The sequence below is a fragment of the Streptomyces hamibioticus genome, from assembly GCF_047946815.1.
Taxonomy (GTDB): Bacteria; Actinomycetota; Actinomycetes; order Streptomycetales; family Streptomycetaceae; genus Streptomyces.
Genome location: NZ_JBKKQY010000001.1, coordinates 838,079 through 853,915, shown reverse-complemented (window position 1 = coordinate 853,915; position 15,837 = coordinate 838,079). Strand labels below are relative to the sequence as shown.

Annotated in this window: 15 protein-coding genes and 1 pseudogene; 8 read left to right on the top strand and 8 right to left on the bottom strand. The window is 72.2% G+C overall.

The features are described 5' to 3' along the window. Positions 1 to 129: 129 nt before the first annotated feature. The gene (locus tag ACLGIH_RS03910) at positions 130 to 1,116 is read right to left on the bottom strand and encodes an alpha/beta hydrolase (RefSeq protein WP_416523802.1); all 987 of its coding nucleotides are present in this window, start codon (positions 1,114 to 1,116) and stop codon (positions 130 to 132) included. Positions 1,117 to 1,205: 89 nt separating this feature from the next. Continuing rightward, on the bottom strand, positions 1,206 to 1,415 hold the full coding sequence (locus ACLGIH_RS03905) for a hypothetical protein (RefSeq protein WP_416523801.1): 210 nt from the start codon (positions 1,413 to 1,415) through the stop codon (positions 1,206 to 1,208). 114 nt (positions 1,416 to 1,529) lie between these two features. Here ACLGIH_RS03905 and ACLGIH_RS03900 point away from each other — a divergent pair, with 114 nt between their 5' ends. Then, positions 1,530 to 2,435, top strand: a complete 906-nt coding sequence (locus tag ACLGIH_RS03900; RefSeq protein WP_416523800.1) for a LysR family transcriptional regulator — start codon at positions 1,530 to 1,532, stop codon at positions 2,433 to 2,435. Between the two features lie 68 nt (positions 2,436 to 2,503). Here ACLGIH_RS03900 and ACLGIH_RS03895 read toward each other — a convergent pair whose 3' ends face one another. Beyond that, positions 2,504 to 3,067 (bottom strand): NADPH-dependent FMN reductase, encoded by a 564-nt coding sequence (locus tag ACLGIH_RS03895; protein ID WP_416523799.1) that lies wholly within the window; start codon positions 3,065 to 3,067, stop codon positions 2,504 to 2,506. Between the two features lie 119 nt (positions 3,068 to 3,186). Between ACLGIH_RS03895 and ACLGIH_RS03890 the strand changes: the two genes are divergently transcribed. Together ACLGIH_RS03890 and ACLGIH_RS03885 are read left to right on the top strand one after the other, a co-directional pair. Continuing rightward, a complete protein-coding gene (locus ACLGIH_RS03890; RefSeq protein ID WP_416523798.1) occupies positions 3,187 to 3,855 on the top strand; it encodes a TetR/AcrR family transcriptional regulator in 669 nt (222 codons plus the stop codon). Positions 3,856 to 4,016: 161 nt separating this feature from the next. Then, entirely contained in the window at positions 4,017 to 5,054 is a 1,038-nt protein-coding gene (locus ACLGIH_RS03885; protein WP_416523797.1) for a LacI family DNA-binding transcriptional regulator, read from the top strand. A gap of 33 nt (positions 5,055 to 5,087) precedes the next feature. Here the strand turns inward: ACLGIH_RS03885 and trxA are convergent, their stop codons facing one another. Then, positions 5,088 to 5,474, bottom strand: coding sequence for a thioredoxin (trxA, locus tag ACLGIH_RS03880; RefSeq protein WP_416523796.1), 387 nt, complete (start codon positions 5,472 to 5,474; stop codon positions 5,088 to 5,090). A 145-nt stretch (positions 5,475 to 5,619) separates the two neighbouring features. Here trxA and ACLGIH_RS03875 point away from each other — a divergent pair, with 145 nt between their 5' ends. After that, on the top strand, positions 5,620 to 7,050 hold the full coding sequence (locus ACLGIH_RS03875; protein WP_416523795.1) for a dihydrolipoyl dehydrogenase family protein: 1,431 nt from the start codon (positions 5,620 to 5,622) through the stop codon (positions 7,048 to 7,050). Positions 7,051 to 7,062: 12 nt separating this feature from the next. Here the strand turns inward: ACLGIH_RS03875 and ACLGIH_RS03870 are convergent, their stop codons facing one another. After that, positions 7,063 to 8,649, bottom strand: coding sequence for an ABC-F family ATP-binding cassette domain-containing protein (locus tag ACLGIH_RS03870; protein ID WP_416523794.1), 1,587 nt, complete (start codon positions 8,647 to 8,649; stop codon positions 7,063 to 7,065). Between the two features lie 279 nt (positions 8,650 to 8,928). Continuing rightward, positions 8,929 to 9,573, bottom strand: a complete 645-nt coding sequence (locus ACLGIH_RS03865; protein WP_416523793.1) for a peptide deformylase — start codon at positions 9,571 to 9,573, stop codon at positions 8,929 to 8,931. Positions 9,574 to 9,709: 136 nt separating this feature from the next. On the opposite strand from ACLGIH_RS03865, the gene ACLGIH_RS03860 reads away from it, so the two are divergent. Further along, positions 9,710 to 11,134, top strand: a complete 1,425-nt coding sequence (locus tag ACLGIH_RS03860; RefSeq protein WP_416523792.1) for a PepSY-associated TM helix domain-containing protein — start codon at positions 9,710 to 9,712, stop codon at positions 11,132 to 11,134. 78 nt (positions 11,135 to 11,212) lie between these two features. On the opposite strand, the pseudogene ACLGIH_RS03855 reads toward ACLGIH_RS03860, so the two are convergent. Continuing rightward, positions 11,213 to 11,426 (bottom strand): annotated as a pseudogene (locus ACLGIH_RS03855) (tetratricopeptide repeat protein); the annotation flags it as partial. An 80-nt stretch (positions 11,427 to 11,506) separates the two neighbouring features. Here ACLGIH_RS03855 and ACLGIH_RS03850 point away from each other — a divergent pair. Continuing rightward, entirely contained in the window at positions 11,507 to 12,472 is a 966-nt protein-coding gene (locus tag ACLGIH_RS03850; RefSeq protein WP_416523791.1) for a pirin family protein, read from the top strand. Between the two features lie 158 nt (positions 12,473 to 12,630). On the opposite strand, the gene ACLGIH_RS03845 is transcribed toward ACLGIH_RS03850, so the two are convergent. After that, on the bottom strand, positions 12,631 to 12,870 hold the full coding sequence (locus ACLGIH_RS03845; RefSeq protein WP_416523790.1) for a thioredoxin domain-containing protein: 240 nt from the start codon (positions 12,868 to 12,870) through the stop codon (positions 12,631 to 12,633). A 364-nt stretch (positions 12,871 to 13,234) separates the two neighbouring features. Here ACLGIH_RS03845 and ACLGIH_RS03840 point away from each other — a divergent pair, with 364 nt between their 5' ends. Next, positions 13,235 to 14,458: a gluconolaconase gene (locus tag ACLGIH_RS03840; RefSeq protein WP_416523789.1), complete on the top strand. Its 1,224-nt coding sequence runs from the start codon at positions 13,235 to 13,237 to the stop codon at positions 14,456 to 14,458. Positions 14,459 to 14,493: 35 nt separating this feature from the next. Beyond that, positions 14,494 to 15,819 (top strand): NHL repeat-containing protein, encoded by a 1,326-nt coding sequence (locus ACLGIH_RS03835; RefSeq protein WP_416523788.1) that lies wholly within the window; start codon positions 14,494 to 14,496, stop codon positions 15,817 to 15,819. Positions 15,820 to 15,837: the final 18 nt, after the last annotated feature.

The window sequence follows — 15,837 nt, the reverse complement described above, 5'->3', positions numbered from 1 at the left end:
GGTCTGGTGATCAGCTTTCTACGGCCCCTGCCGGACCCCTGTCAACGGCCACCTCGACCCTCACCTGCACCTTCGCGCTCCCGGCTCCGGCACCGGCCCGCCCACGGCGCCCGGGCGGCCGTCCCCGGCTCAGCCGGACAGGAGCCTGCGCAGCCAGTCCAGACGGGCGGCACGGGCCGACCGGGTGAGGGCGGCGCCGGGGGCGAGGCCGTCGAAGCCGTGGAAGCCGCCGGGCCAGACGTGCAGCTCGGCCACTCCGCCGGCCTGCCAGATCCGGGAGGCGTAGGTGACCACCTCGTCGCGGAAGGTCTCCGCCGAGCCGACGTCGAGGAAGGCCGGCGGCAGGCCGGACAGGTCCTCGGCCCGCGCGGGAGCGGCGTAGGCGGGCACGTCGGGGCCACCCCGGCGGTCACCCAGCAGTGCCGTCCAGGCGGTCTCGTTGGCCGACCGGTCCCAGAGGCCGCACCCCGCCATCTGGCGTGCCGACGGCGTGTCGTTGCGGTCGTCGAGCATCGGCGACAACAGCAGTTGGGCGAGCGGCCGCGGCCCCTGCCGGTCCCGCGCCAGCAGGGCCAGCGCGGCGCACAGTCCGCCGCCCGCGCTGGTGCCCGCGACGACGATCCGCCCGGGGTCCGCGCCCAGCTCCGCCGCGTGCCCGGCGGTCCACAGCAGACCGGCGTACACGTCCTCGACCGCGGCCGGGTACGGGTGCTCCGGTGCCAGCCGGTACCCGGCCGACACCACGACCGCGTCCAGCTCCGCCGCCCACTCCAGCGGCACCTCGATCCCGGCCCGGTTGGACCCGAGCACCATGCCGCCGCCGTGCGCGTAGTAGACGACGGGGAGCGGGCCTGGGGCCGTCGGGGCGGCCGGCCGGCAGATCAGCAGGGACACGTCCGGGCCGCCCGGTGGGCCGGGCACGCGCCGGTCCTCCACCGCGAACCTCCCGCCGCTCGTCGGATCCGGGTCGGCGAGCAGCTCCAGACCCGGATTCCGGCGCGCCTCGGCGATGTCCTCGAAGGTGAGGCCCGGGCGGGCGGCGTCCCCGAGCGATGCCAGCGCGGCGGCGAGTTCCGCGTCGAACGGGGGCGGGACCTGGGGCGGCGCTTCCGGCATCGCTTCTCCTCCACACGGGCCGCGACGGTGTCCGCGGCCCGTCCATGATCGCCCGGGCCGGTCCGTCCCCGGTGCCGCCGAAGCGAGGTTCACCGAACCGGGTGGGCCCGCGCGGGGCGGCTGCGGGAGACCACGCGGGAGCCGCAGCCGTCGACGACCCGCATCTGGAGCGAGCCGCAGGCGCAGCGGGCCCACATGGTGTGCCCCGTGGCCGTGGGGTGCCGGGACACCACCTGCGGCGGCTCGGCGTTGTCCGGCCATCCGCAGTGCGGGCACGTGGCACCGGTCGTGGTGGTCATGGCGACTCCTCGTTGCGTCGGGGCTGGCTGATCGTCGCGACACAGCCAGGGTGCGACGCCGCATCCGTTGCGTCCAGGTTGACTTTCTGGACGACACCGTGAAGCGTGGGCTTCATGATTGACCTCCGTCGGCTGCACGTCCTGCGGGCGGTCGCCCACTACGGCACGGTCACCGCCGCCGCCCGCGCCCTGCACTTCACCCCGTCCGCCGCCTCGCAGCAGATCCGGCAGCTCGCCCGTGACCTGGGCGTCGACCTGCTGGAGCCGCAGGGCCGCGGCGTCCGCCTGACCCCGGCGGCCGAGAGCCTGCTGGCGCACGCCGACGCCATCCAGGCCCGCTGGGAGGAGGCGGAACTCGACCTGCGGGCCGACCCCGGCACGCCCGTCGGGCCGTTGCACGTCACCGGTTTCACGGGGGCCGTCTCGGCGCTGCTCGCCCCGATGGCCGCCCGGCTGCGCGAGCGGTACCCGCGGCTGTCCGTGCGGATCCTGGAGGCGGGCGTACCGGGAAGCTTCGACCTGCTCTTCGAGGGGGAGACCGAGCTGGCGGTGGTGGAGGTGACCCCGCACAATCCACCGCTGAGCGACGCCCGCTTCGACCAGCGGCCGCTGCTGGACGACCCCTACGACCTGGTGGTCCCCGACGACCATCCGCTCGCCGGGCGGGACGGTGTCGACCTGGTGGACGCGGCGCACGATCCGTGGATCGCCCCCGTGCCCGGGAACCCCTGCCGTACGCATGTGATGTCGGCGTGCGGCGCCGCCGGGTTCACCCCCGAGGTCGTCCACCACGCGCTGGACTGGAACGTCACCGCGCATCTGGTCGCCCACCGGCTCGGCGTCGCCCTGATCCCGCGGCTCGCCCACCTGACGCCGCAGTTGCCGATCACCCGGGTGCGGTGCGCGAGCAGGCCGCACCGCAAGCTGCTCACCTGCACCCGCCGCGGCGGTCACCAGCGCCGGGCGGTCGCGGTCGCCCTGGAGGAACTGCACGCGCTGGCACCGACGGCGGTGGCCTGATCCGGACCGCGGCGGCACGCCGAAGGGCCGGAGTCCGCTGGACTCCGGCCCTTGTCGGTACGCGTCGGTCAGGCGGCCGCGGCCTCGCCCACGTGCCCCCGCAGCCGCTCGACGATCTCGGTCAGCTGCGCGGCGACCTCGGTGTCGTCGGCCGGGTGCGTCGCACCGAACCGGTTCGCCGAGCCGGGGATGGACAGCTTGATGTCCTCGATCACCTTGCCGCCGGCGATGCCCACGGACTTGCGGGTCTCGTCGTGCGCCCACACGCCGCCGTACTGGCCGAGGGCGGTGCCGGCCACGGCGACCGGCTTGCCGCTGATGGCGCCGGCGCCGTACGGGCGCGACAGCCAGTCGATGGCGTTCTTCAGCACGGCCGGGATGGTGCCGTTGTACTCGGGCGTGAAGACCAGCACGGCGTCGGCGGCGTCGGCCGCCGCGCGCAGCCGCTCGGCGGTGGCCGGAACGGTGCCGTCGACGTCGATGTCCTCGTTGTAGAAGGGGATCTCGGCCAGCCCTTCGAACAGTTCCACCTCCGTCCCGGCGGGGGCGAGCTTGACGGTCGCCTCGGCGAGCTGACGGTTGTGCGAACCGGCACGGACACTGCCGACGAGCGCGAGGATGCGAACAGACATGGGGCAACTCCTGGGGCCTGAAACACTGCGGTAACGATCCGGACCGAGGTCCGCTTAAAGTTTCTAGCAGCTTAACCGGACCGCGGTCCAGTTCATTCCCGATGCCTTACGCTGGCTTCATGTCCGCCGCCCCGCCGCCCTCACCGGATCACCAGGAGATCGCCGGCCCGCCTGAACTGCTGCAAGTCGGTACCTCGCCCACCCAGGACGAGCCCTGCCTGCGCGCCGACGCGGCACGCAACCGGGCCCGGCTGCTGGAGGCCGCCGCCCGGCTGGTGGCCGAGCACGGCGCGGCCGGCGTCACGATGGAGGCGGTGGCCGCCGCGGCCTCGGTGGGCAAGGGCACGGTCTTCCGCCGCTTCGGCGACCGCACCGGCCTGCTGACGGCGCTGCTGGACCACTCCGAGAAGAAGTTCCAGGCCGCGCTGCTGAGCGGCCCGCCGCCGCTGGGCCCCGGCGCGCCGCCCGTGGAACGGCTGCGCGCCTTCGGCTGCGCCCTGCTGCGCCGCGCCAACGACGAACTGGAGCTGCAACTGGCCGCCGAGCCCGGTCCCGAGCGCCGCTTCGCCTCGCCGCCCCGCCAGTTCCAGCGCGGGCACGTCGCCATGCTGCTGCGCCAGGCACTCCCGGGCGAGGACGCCGACCTGCTCTCCTACCCGCTGATGGCGTACCTCGACCCGGCGCAGGTCCACCACCTGACCCGGCAGTGCGGGATGTCCCTGGCGCACCTGGAGGCGGGCTGGCTGGACCTGGTGGCCCGGGTGACCCGCACCGACCCGCCGGGGTGACCGGCCGCGCGGGCCGGGCCCGAGGCCGTCGGCACGACTGCGCCCGCGGGCCCCGCGAGGATCGGCGTCGTCTCCGTCTCGGAGGCGGTGTTTCGTCCGATCCGGACGACCTTGCCCCACCGGATGCCCCATCCCCGGCTTCTGCCAAGATGCCGTACGTCATGGTGCAGATACCGAAAACGCCCGCGTCCGCGTCCACCTCCGCACCGCGCTCCGTTCCCACGAGCGCCGATGTGGCCCGCCTGGCCGGCGTCTCGCGCGCGACCGTCTCCTACGTCCTCAACAACACCAGCGCCGTCCGGATCAGCGAGCCCACCCGCCGCCGTGTCCACGCCGCCGCCGAGGAACTGGGCTACGTGCCGCACGCCGCCGCCCGCAGCCTGCGCGCCGGGCACAGCCGGATGGTCCTGATGCCCGCCCCGACCTTCCCCGTCGGCCCGCTCTACAGCCGGTTCCTGAACGAACTCCAGTGGGCCCTCGGCCGCCTCGACTACACGGTCGTGCAGTACGGCACCGCCGGTCTGGACGGCGACGAGGCCGCCCGCGCCTGGGCCGAGCTGCGGCCGGTCGCCGTACTCGTGCCCGGACCGGGCCTCGGCCCGCAGGGCGTGCAGGTGCTCAAGCGCTCCGGCGCACGCGCGGTCGTCACGCTCGGCACCGAGCCTGTCGAAGGCGCGCACGCCCTGCTCATGGACCACGAGGCCGTCGGCGACTGCGCCGGCCGTCACCTGCACGACCGCGGGCGCCGCCGGGTCGGCGTCGTCGTCCCGGCGGAACCCGGTCTGGAACTGTTCTCCGCGCCCCGCCTCCGCGGCCTGCGCCGCGCCCTGCGCGACACCGACGCCACGGTGACCGAACTGCCCCTCGCCTACGACGAGCGGGCGGCCGAGCGGCTGGCCGCCCGCTGGAACTCCCTCGGCCTCGACGCGGTGTTCGCGTACAACGACGAGTACGCCATGCTCCTGTGCCGCGCCCTCCAGGACGCGGGCGTGGCCATCCCCGAGGAGACCGCCGTGATCGGCGCCGACGACCTGGTGCTCGGCCGGCTGCTCCGCCCGCGGCTGAGCACGGTCCACATAGAACTGCCCTCGGGACGTGAGCTGGCGGAACTGGTCGACCGCGCGGTCCGCGACCCCGGCGCCCCGCCCGAGCGGCACAAGGTGCTGGGCGCGACGGCGGTGCACCGGGAATCCAGCTGACCGGCGCACCGCGCGCCGCCCGTCGGCCCGCTGTTACTGGCCTTCCTGGGCCTGCTGCGCCTGCTGCTCGGCGACCGCCTTGCGGACCTCGTCCATGTCCAGGTTCCGCGCCTGCCCGATGACGTCCGCCAGCGCCGCCTCGGGCAGCGCGCCCGGCTGCGCGAACACGGCCACCTGGTCACGGACGATCATCAGCGTCGGAATCGACTGGATGCCGAAGGCCGCGGCCAGCTCCGGCTGCGCCTCCGTGTCCACCTTGCCGAACACCAGATCGGGATTCTCCTCGGCCGCCTTCTCGTACACGGGGGCGAACTGACGGCACGGCCCGCACCACTCCGCCCAGAAGTCGATCAGGACGAACTCGTTGTCCGTGACCGTCTGGTCGAAGTTCTCCTTGGTGAGCTCCACGGTGCTGCTCATCGGGTGTTCTCTCTTCCTGAACGTCGGGGGCGAAGGGCGTCGGCACAACACGGCCGACCGGGCGGGTATTCCAGGGACGTACCCGTGCCGTGCGGCGCGCGTACCCATGTGGCGGGCGCCGCACACCACCCACCAGACTGACCCCATGACGGAAACGGAAACCCTCGCGTACGACGTCGTGGTGATCGGTGCCGGACCGGTCGGCGAGAACCTCGCCGACCGTACCCGCGCCGCCGGCCTGGCCACGGCCATCGTGGAGAGCGAACTGGTCGGCGGCGAGTGCTCCTACTGGGCGTGCATGCCGAGCAAGGCTCTGCTGCGGCCCGTCATCACCCGTGCGGACGCCCGCCGGGTGCCCGGTGTGCGGCAGGCCGTGCAGGGCCCGCTCGACGCGTCCGCCGTCCTCGCCCACCGGGACGAGTACACCTCCCACTGGAAGGACGACGGCCAGGTCCGGTGGCTGGAGGGCATCGGCGCCGACCTGTACCGCGGGCTGGGCCGGCTCGCCGGGCCGCGCACCGTCGAGGTGACCGGACCCGACGGCGGGCAGCGCGTGCTGACCGCCCGGCACGCCGTCGCCGTCTGCACCGGCAGCCGCGCCGTCCTGCCGGACCTCCCCGGACTGGCCGGCGTACGCCCGTGGACCAGCCGTGAGGCCACCGCCGCCAAAGAGGTGCCGGGCCGGCTGATCGTGGTCGGCGGGGGAGTGGTCGCCGTCGAGATGGCCACCGCCTGGCAGGCCCTCGGCGCCCGGGTCACCCTCCTGGTCCGCGGCAAGGGCCTGCTCAACCGCATGGAGCCGTTCGCCGGCGAACTGGTCGCCGACGCGCTCACCGAGGCCGGTGCCGACGTCCGCACCGGCACCTCCGTCGAGTCGGTCACCCGCGAGAACGGCACCGTCGTGGCGGTCACCGACCGCGGCGACCGCATCGAGGCCGACGAGATCCTCTTCGCCACCGGCCGCGCCCCGCGCACCGACGACCTCGGCCTGGAGACCGTCGGCCTGGAACCGGGCTCCTGGCTCCAGGTCGACGACAGCCTCCGGGTGGACGGCCACGACTGGCTGTACGCGGTCGGCGACGTCAACCACCGCGCCCTCCTCACCCACCAGGGCAAGTACCAGGCCCGCATCGCCGGCGCCGCCATCGCCACCCGGGCCACCGGAGAGTCCGTCCGCACCGAGGCCTGGGGCGCGCACACCGCGACCGCCGACCACGACGCCGTGCCCCAGGTGGTCTTCACCGACCCGGAGGCCGCGTCCGTGGGCCTGTCGCTGGCCGAGGCCGAACAGGCCGGCCACCGGGTCCGCGCCGTCGACGTGGACCTGTCCACGGTGGCCGGCGCCGGCCTCTACGCCGACGGCTACAAGGGCCGCGCCCGGATGGTCGTCGACCTGGAGGACGAGATCCTGCGCGGCGTGACCCTCGTCGGGCCGGGCGTCGGCGAGCTGATCCACTCCGCGACGATCGCCGTCGCCGGCCGGGTCCCGGTCAGCCGGCTGTGGCACGCGGTGCCGTCGTACCCGACGATCAGCGAGGTGTGGCTGCGGCTGCTGGAGGCCCACCGGGACAGCTGACCCGCCCGCGCCTCAGGCGGACGGCACCAGTTCCAGGTAGTCCTCGCTCCACAGGTCCTCCTCCGCCTCCGGCAGCAGCAGCACCCGGTCCGGACGCAGCGCCTCGATGGCCTCCGGGTCGTGGGTGACCATCACGATCGCGCCCGGATACGTGCCCACCGCGGCCAGCACCTCGGCGCGCGAGGCCGGGTCGAGGTTGTTCGTGGGCTCGTCCAGGAGCAGGACGTTGGCGCCGGAGTGCACCAGCCCCGCCAGGGCCAGCCGGGTCTTCTCCCCTCCGGACAGCACGCCCACGGGCTTGTCGGCGTCGTCGCCGGTGAACAGGAACGAGCCCAGTACGTGCCGCACCTCGCCGTCGGTGAGGTGCGGCGCGACGGCCGCCAGCTGCCGGCGCACCGTCAGCCCGGCGTCCAGGGTGTCGTGTTCCTGGGCGAAGTAGCCGAGCCGCAGGCCGTGCCCGTGCACCACCCGGCCGCCGTCGGGCGTGTCCCGCCCGGCGAGCAGGCGCAACAGGGTGGTCTTTCCGGCACCGTTGGGGCCGAGCACCACGAGCCGGCTGCCCCGGCCCACGGCCAGGTCGACGCCGTCGAGGACGCGCCGGCCGCCGTACGACCGGGTCAGTGACACCGCGCCGAGCGGAATCCGTCCGCAGGGCGCCGGCTCGGGCAGCCGGATGCGGGCGGTCTTCTCGGACCGCCGGACCGGTTCCAGCCCGGCCAGCATGCGGTCGGCGCGGCGGGCCATGTTGCGGGCGGCGACCGCCGTCGACGCCCGCGCCCGCATCTTGCCGGCCTGCGCGTGCAGTGACGCCGCCTTGCGCTCGGCGTTCGCCCGTTCGCGCGCCCGGCGCCGCTCGTCGGCGTCCAGCCGGGCCAGGTGGGCGTTCCAGCCGGTGTTGTGGATGTCGAGCGCCGCCCGCCGCGGATCGAGCCGGAAGACGCGGTTCACGGTCTCGGCGAGCAGCGAGGTGTCGTGACTGATCAGCACCAGCGCGCCCGGACGGTTCGCCAGGAAGCCACGCAGCCAGGCGACCGAGTCGGCGTCCAGGTGGTTCGTGGGCTCGTCCAGCAGCAGGGTGTCGTGGTCCGCGAACAGGATCCGGGCCAGCTCCACCCGGCGACGCTGTCCGCCCGACAGGGCGGCGAGGGGACGCTCCAGGTACTCAGCTGGCAGCCCGAGGCCCGCCGCGACCCGGGCGGCCTCCGCCTCGGCGGCGTACCCGCCTCGCGCCTGGAAATCGGCCTCGGCGCGGACGTAGGCGTTCAGGGAACGGGCCGAGCCATCGGCCATCGCCGCCTCGGCCCGCCGCAGTGCGCGCACGGCCCGGTCCAGGCCCCGCGCGGACAGGATGCGGTCGGCGACGGTCACCGACTGGTCGGCGGCGCGGGAGTCCTGTGGCAGGTGGCCGACGCCGCCGGTGCGGGTCACGGTCCCGGCGGCGGGCCGCAGGGAGCCGCCGAGGATGTTGAGCAGGGTGGTCTTCCCGGCGCCGTTGCGGCCCACCAGGCCGATGCGGTCACCGGGGGAGACGTGGAAGGAGATGCCGGACAGCAGCAGACGGGCGCCGACGCGCACGTCGGCGTCACGGACGGCGATCATGAGGAGACGCTCCGAACAAGCAGAAGGACACACGGGTGGCGTGGAACCGGGTCCTCAGCTAGGAAATGCGGGGCGTCGACATGCGGCCAAGGTAACGCAGGCGCCGTCGCGAGCGCCTGCGATTTTCCCCTCACCGCAAGTCGGAGCAGGTCAGGCGGGGGGAGGTAGGCCGGAGCGGGCCGGGCGGCCACTGTGAGTCAGGGCCAGGGCCAGAGCCAGGGCCAGGGTCGGGACCGGGTCAGGACCAGGTCGGATCAGGCTGAAGGCCGGATCGCCGGATCAGGGCAGCTCGAATCCCAGCGCCCGCGCCGCCTCCTCCGGCGTCGGCTGCGTCCAGCGCTCCGCCATCGCCCCGGCCGACGCCAGCGAACGAAGCTCCGCCCGGTCCAGGTACAGCCTGCCGTCGAGGTGGTCCGTCTCGTGCTGCACGATCCGCGCGGGCCAGCCGGTGAACACCTCGTCCACCGGGCGGCCGTACTGGTCCCGGGCGGTCAGCCGTACCGACTCGGGTCGCGCCACCACGGCCTGCCAGCCCGGCACGCTCAGACAGCCCTCGTAGAACGCGACCCGCCGGTCGCCCACGGGCTCGTACGACGGATTGACCAGTACCCGGAACGGCTGCGGCACCCGCCCGCGCGCCAGGCGCACCTCCTCCGGGACCGGCGCCGGGTCCTCGATCACCGCGACCCTGAGCGCCACCCCGACCTGCACGGCGGCCAGTCCGACACCCGGCGCCGCGTGCATGGTGAGGCGCAGTGCGTCGATGAAGCGGCCGAACAGAGCGGGCTCCAGCTGCCCGTCGAAGGGTTCGGTGCCCTGCCGCAGGACCGGATCGCCGGCCGGGACGACGGGCAACGGACCGCCGGCGGCGAGGAGTTCCTCGACCTGCTCGGCAAGAGGCACGCGCGCACTCGGAGTTCCCATCGCGCCAGCATGCCACGGCACCCGGCACCCATCCGCGCCGCCTGTGGCCCACGCCACACACTCCGTCGGGAACCGGCGCCGCCCGCGCCCCGACCACTGGACCGCCACGCTCCCCCACGCCCCGGAGAAAGTACCGATGACCACCGCCCCCTCGACGCCCGCGGACGAGGCCCCGCCCACCGCCGGCCCGGCCGGACCGCCCCCCGGCCGCCGTTCCCCGCTGTACCCCCTCGTCCTGCGCCTGCACTTCTACGCCGGGCTGTTCGTCGCCCCGTTCCTGCTCGTCGCCGCCGTCACCGGCCTGCTCTACGCCGCGTCCTTCCAGGCCGAGAAGGTCGTGTACGCCGATGAGCTGACCGTCCCCGTCGGCGACCGCAAGCTGCCGGTGTCCGAGCAGGTCGCCGCCGCGCGTGCGGCCCATCCCGAGGGCACCGTGTCGGCGATACGCCCGTCCCCCGAGGCCGACGTCACCACCAGGGTGCTGCTGTCCGGGGTCGAGGGAGTCGACGCGGACCGCACGCTCGCGGTGTTCGTCGACCCGTACACCGGCACCGTCGAGGGCGCCCTCGAACAGTACGGCTCGACCGGCGCCCTGCCGCTGCGCACCTGGATCGACGAGTTCCACCGCGACCTGCACCTCGGTGAACCGGGCCGCCTGTACAGCGAGTTCGCCGCGAGCTGGCTGTGGGTCATCGCCGGTGGCGGCCTGGTGCTCTGGTTCGCCCGCCACCGCGCCCGGCGCAAGGTGCGGGGCACCGGCGGGCGGCGCCGCACCCTCGGCCTGCACGGCACGGTCGGCGCGTGGGCGGCGGCCGGGTTCGTCTTCCTGTCGGCGACGGGTCTGACCTGGTCGACGTATGCCGGGGCGCACATCGACGAACTGCGCACGTCCCTCGGCCAGACCACCCCGTCGGTGTCGGCGGGCGCGGCGGGCGGCGAGCACGCCGGCCACGGCGGTGCCGCAGCCGGCTCCGGCGGTGCCGCCGGTCATGGCGTCGGCCTGGACAAGGTGCTGGCCGCCGCGCGCGCCGAGGGCCTGGGCGACCCCGTGGAGATCGTCCCGCCCGCGGAACCCGGATCGGCGTACGTCGTCAAGCAGGTGCAGCGCAGCTGGCCCACCAAGCAGGACTCGGTCGCGATCGACCCGGCCACCGGTGAGGTCACCGACACCCTGCGGTTCGCCGACTACCCGGTGCTCGCCAAGCTCACCCGCTGGGGCATCGACCTGCACACCGGCATCCTGTTCGGCCTGGCCAACCAGATCGCCCTGATACTGCTCGCGCTCGCCCTGGTCCTGCTCATCGTCTGGGGCTACCGCATGTGGTGGCAGCGCGGACGCGGCTCCGCCTTCGGCCGCCCCGTCCCGCGCGGCGCCTGGCAGCAGGTGCCGCCCCGGCTCCTGGTGCCACTCCTGGCCGCCGTGGCCGTCATCGGCTACTTCGTCCCGCTGCTCGGCATTCCGCTGGCGGCCTTCCTCGCGGTGGACGTGCTCCTCGGGGAGATCGCGTACCGGCGGGGGCGCAGGACCTACGGGGACGCCGGAACGGCCCCGCGAAGCTGAACCGGGGCCGGCCGGCCACCCCGGCGCCCGGTCCCGTCGTCCGGAACCGGGCACCGGTGCCCGTCGGGCGCTCCCGGCGAAGTCGCCGGCCGGCGCGGCGGCGATCCGCAGCCGTGGCTCGGCCTCCTCCTGCCGCCCCTGCCGTCGGAGGGTGTGGCCCAGCATCAGGCGCGCGTAGTGCTCCACGGGGTCACGCTCGACGACGGTGCGCAGTTCGGCCTCCGCGCCGCGGCTGGGCCGAGTGGTAGTAGGAGCGCGCGTGCAGCAGTCGCGGCCCGGTCTGCTCCGGCACCCGGCTGTCCCCGGGTGTCGACGGGTGCCGGAGAGGGGAACCGGACTGACGCGGGGCCGGCCCGGGGCTAGGTTGTCGCCATGAGCAATCTCGATCGCCAGGCGGTTCCCGCGGTCTGCGGCGGCCGCGGATTCGTGGTGGCGGAGCCCGTGCGCGAACTCCTCAGCCCTCGCCGGGTCCCGCTCGGCGAGTCCACCGAGGTCCGCCGGCTGCTGCCCAACCTGGGCCGCCGCATGGTGGGCGCCTGGTGTTTCGTCGACCACTACGGTCCGGACGACATCGCCGACGAGCCCGGCATGCAGGTGCCCCCGCACCCGCACATGGGCCTGCAGACGGTCAGTTGGCTGCACGAGGGCGAGGTCCTGCACCGGGACTCCACCGGCAGCCTGCAGACGATCCGCCCCCGCGAGCTGGGCCTGATGACCTCCGGCCGGGCGATCAGCCACTCGGAGGAGAGCCCCCGCTCCCACGCCCGCTTCCTGCACGGCGCCCAGCTGTGGATCGCCCTTCCGGACGCCCACCGGCACACCGCACCGCACTTCGAGTACCACACCGGCCTGCCGGCCGTCACCGCCCCGGGTCTGACGGCCACGTTGCTCCTCGGCACCCTGGACGGCACGACCTCGCCCGGCACCACGTACACGCCCCTGGTCGGCGCCGACCTGGCCCTCGCCCGCGGCGCGGACGTCCGCGTGCCGCTGGAGGCGGACTTCGAGTACGCGGTGCTCGCCATGTCCGGCGAGACCCACGTGGACGGCGTGCCGGTACTGCCGGGTTCCATGCTCTACCTCGGCTGCGGCCGCACCGAACTCCCGCTGCGGGCCGAGTCGGAGGCGGGCCTGATGCTGCTGGGCGGCGAGCCGTTCGAGGAGGAGCTGGTCATGTTCTGGAACTGGATCGGCCGGTCCCAGGAGGAGATCGAGCAGGCGCGCCGGGACTGGATGGAAGGGTCGGTATTCGGTGAGGTGAAGGGGTACGACGGGGCGCCGCTACCGGCTCCCGAGCTGCCGGCGACACCACTGAAGCCGCGAGGAAGGCTCCGCTGACCTGCGGCAGCGGCCGGCAGCCGCGGCGGGCGGGCGACTCCCGCCGTGCGCCGGCGCACGGCGCCGAGCGCGAGGGCGAGGTGCAGGTCGGCCATGGCGGTTCAGCCGGTGAGGGCGGCGACCTCGGCGGTTGCGGCGGCCTGGCCCTTGCACGTGGGTCACCAGGGCGCCCAGAACCACAGCACGGTGGGATTGCCCGCCAGGGTCTTCGCGTCGAACGGCTTGCCGTCCACCGTGGTCGCGGTGAAGTTCAGCGACTCGGGGACCTTCGCGCCCTGTGACCCGCTGCCGCTGTCGTGGGAGCCGGCGGGCGGCTGGGCAGGGGAAGACGCCTTTGAGGGAGAGGTGACCGCGCCGCCGGCGGACGGGGACTCGTCGCCCGAGCCGCAGGCGGTCACAGCGAGGAGGGCCGCGGCGAGGGCGGCCGGAAGGAGGGTACGGGCTCGCCCGGACCGGACAGCAACAGCAATCCCGATAATCAGATGACTACCTGAGTGCTACTCGTATGCCTTTTTGCTTCGGCGCGCCCCTCGGCATGGGGAGTCCGCACGAATGCCGCTCCGCGTGGCCGGGCAGCTCGTATCCAACGAGCTGGTGCAGAAAATCGCAGAGCCCTTGGAACGCCTTGGACCGTGGCCGGGCGTGCGGACCGAGCGCAATGCGCCGGAACCAAGCTCCGCACTTTGCTCCGTGGATCGAGACCACCGGCCGCTGCAAGCCGTTCTCTTCGTTTGCGCTATCAGGTCTGCGACACAAGGAGGCATGAAGGCCATGGGTAACCCTTCCGGAACCGACACCGGCAGCGAACACGTAGTGGGCAAGACCTACAAGCCCACGAGGTTCATGCGCCACCCACTGACACGGAAGAACCAGAGGGAGCTGAATATTCTCACCGGCGAGCCACCTTCCATTCTGAGGAAGTGGAAAGAATGGGAGGACATGAGTCAGATGAAAGAAAAGCCCCAAGAATGGAGTGAGGTGGCGGAGAAATGGAACAAGGTAAGGGGGAAGGTCAAGAAGGGCTCACCCGGCGAGCCGGACCGATGGATCGCCCCTGTCGGGTTCTCCATCAACAAGGTGACGTATGGCGCCTTTCCCCCAGAGGATTCGGCGCACAAGCAGGGGTGGAACACCTACATGAATATGGGTGTGCCGCTGATCGAAGAGCGGAGCGACATTCAGCAGCCGCCTCCTGACGTCATCTACGAGAACACGTTCGTCAACCGGACCGACCCTCGACCGGTTACGTGGACCGCCGGTTTCGAGTTCTCGGTCTCGAACACCATCAGCTGGTCGCTCCAAGGTCAGGTGCAGCTCACGTTCGGGGCAAAAACCACCGCGTCACTGCAGCAGCAACTGCAGAAGAGCATGGCGATGAACAAGTCGCACAAGGTCACCCTGAAGAACAGCAAAGACAATCAGGGTGTCGATGTGGAGTCCCAGTCGCAGGCGACAAGCACGACAACGGCCACGGGTACCGCCACGGGCACCGGGGAACTGTCTGCGCAGCTGATGCTCGGAATCAGTGCTTCCGTCAGCGGTTCCTTCACGACCCAGTTCAAGGGTTCGTTCTCGCTCAGCGGAACGGTGGACAGCCGAGCAGTCGTCAGGGCCACGCAACGCCGCAAGGTGAGCAAGTTCGACTACGAACTTCCCATCACCTTCGGCGGGCTTGTCGCGCTGTATTACGAAGAGCCGGTCGAGTACGACAGTATCCAGAACATGGAGGGAGAGGAAGCGGAAACACGGAAACGCGCACAGACCCGGGATCAGAGTGGCAAAACTGTTCCCGAGAAATACTATCAAGTTGTTGCGCGGACGGTCGATGTTCTCGAACTGATCGAGGACGGCAAAAAATACTTCACCCAAAAGGGAGAGGCTGAGATTGTTTCCGTCCTCGCCGGGGAGGCCGAGGTCTTCGAACTGGAGAAGCTTGAACTCAGTGACGGTATCGGTGAGAAGGAGGCGCCGTTCTACAAGAGCTGATCGCACGTCCGCCCAGGAAACGAGGAGGGAAGCTCATGTCCGAGGAAAACGGACCCAACGGCAGTGACGCTGAAGGCGAGTCCGCGAAAAGCTCTGGTTTCGGTAACGCCTTCAGCAGTGGGAAAGACCGGGCAAGTGACGCCGAAAAATCAGCCGAAAAGATCGTGCAAGGCACTCCCGGTGCCGGGGACGGCGACTGGGACGAGGCCGAGGAGAGTGTCTCGGGAGACGTCTCGGCGTATGTGCACAGGTTGGAGAGTGGTCGCGACCCATGGCATCCGCGCCAGACGGCACATGGGGCGCTGGATGTCATGAAGGGCTTCCTCGGTGCTCATTTCAAGAACTTCCAAGCGGTAGCCGATGGTCAGCGCAAAGTCAGCGAGGATCCCCGATCGGCATCCAGCATGGCAGCGGCGACTGCGAAATCCTCGGCCGGGGAGGAAGCGTTCAGGAGTTCGACGGAGATCGGCGACGAGGACCAGCCGAATATCAGCGAAGAAGTCCAAAGGGGATGGAAAGGGGATTCCTACCAGGCTGTAGGCGCCGTCCTGGTCGCCGGCGGGATGGAGAGTGCCCCGGACGTCGCGGTGGACCCGTCGCTGGACAAGGCGTACGTCATCACGGCAGGCGGCAAGCTGTACGGGGTGGACCTCACCGCCCATACCAAGCGCCGAGTCGTGACGAGCGGCGACGCGGAGGGCAGCCTGGGCACGACCGGCGGTGTGGCGCTGGACGGGAACGGTCACGCCTATGTCACCGACACGGGTGGCAGTCGCCTGCTTCGGGTGCACCTGGCCACCGGCCACACCGAGAAGATCGCCACCGTCCAGCAGGCATACGGCGTCAGGCTGGACCGGACGGGCAAGAAGGCGTATGTCACCGGCTGGGACGGGAAGCTGTTCGAGGTCGATCTGCAGAAGAAGGAGGAGGAGCCGAAGAAGCTCGCCGAAGACCTGGGGACGACCACCTCGGCAGTGGCCCTGGACGGGAAGGGCAAGGCGTACACCGGCAACCAGGACGAGACGGGGAGTCTGCGGGAGATCGACCTCACGGCCACCCCATCCGTCAAGCCGCGCTTGGTGGCCAAGTCTTCCACGCGGCGAAGCGGCGGCATCGCGCTGGACGGCGCGGGCGCGGCCTACGTCGGTGACCATTGGACCGATGTCCTGTACCGGGTCGATCTGGCCAGCGGCAAGGAGCGCGAGGCGGTCAAAGCCAGCGGCCACTTCTCCCCGCGCGGCGTCGCGCTGGACGGCGTCAATGGCGTGGTCTACGTGAGCACCTGGGAGGGCCAGTTGTGGCGGTTCTCCCTGCGCGTTCTCCAGAGCCCCGAGCTGATCGAGATCACGACGGGGGTGTAGGGCGGCTTCCCACGGGTG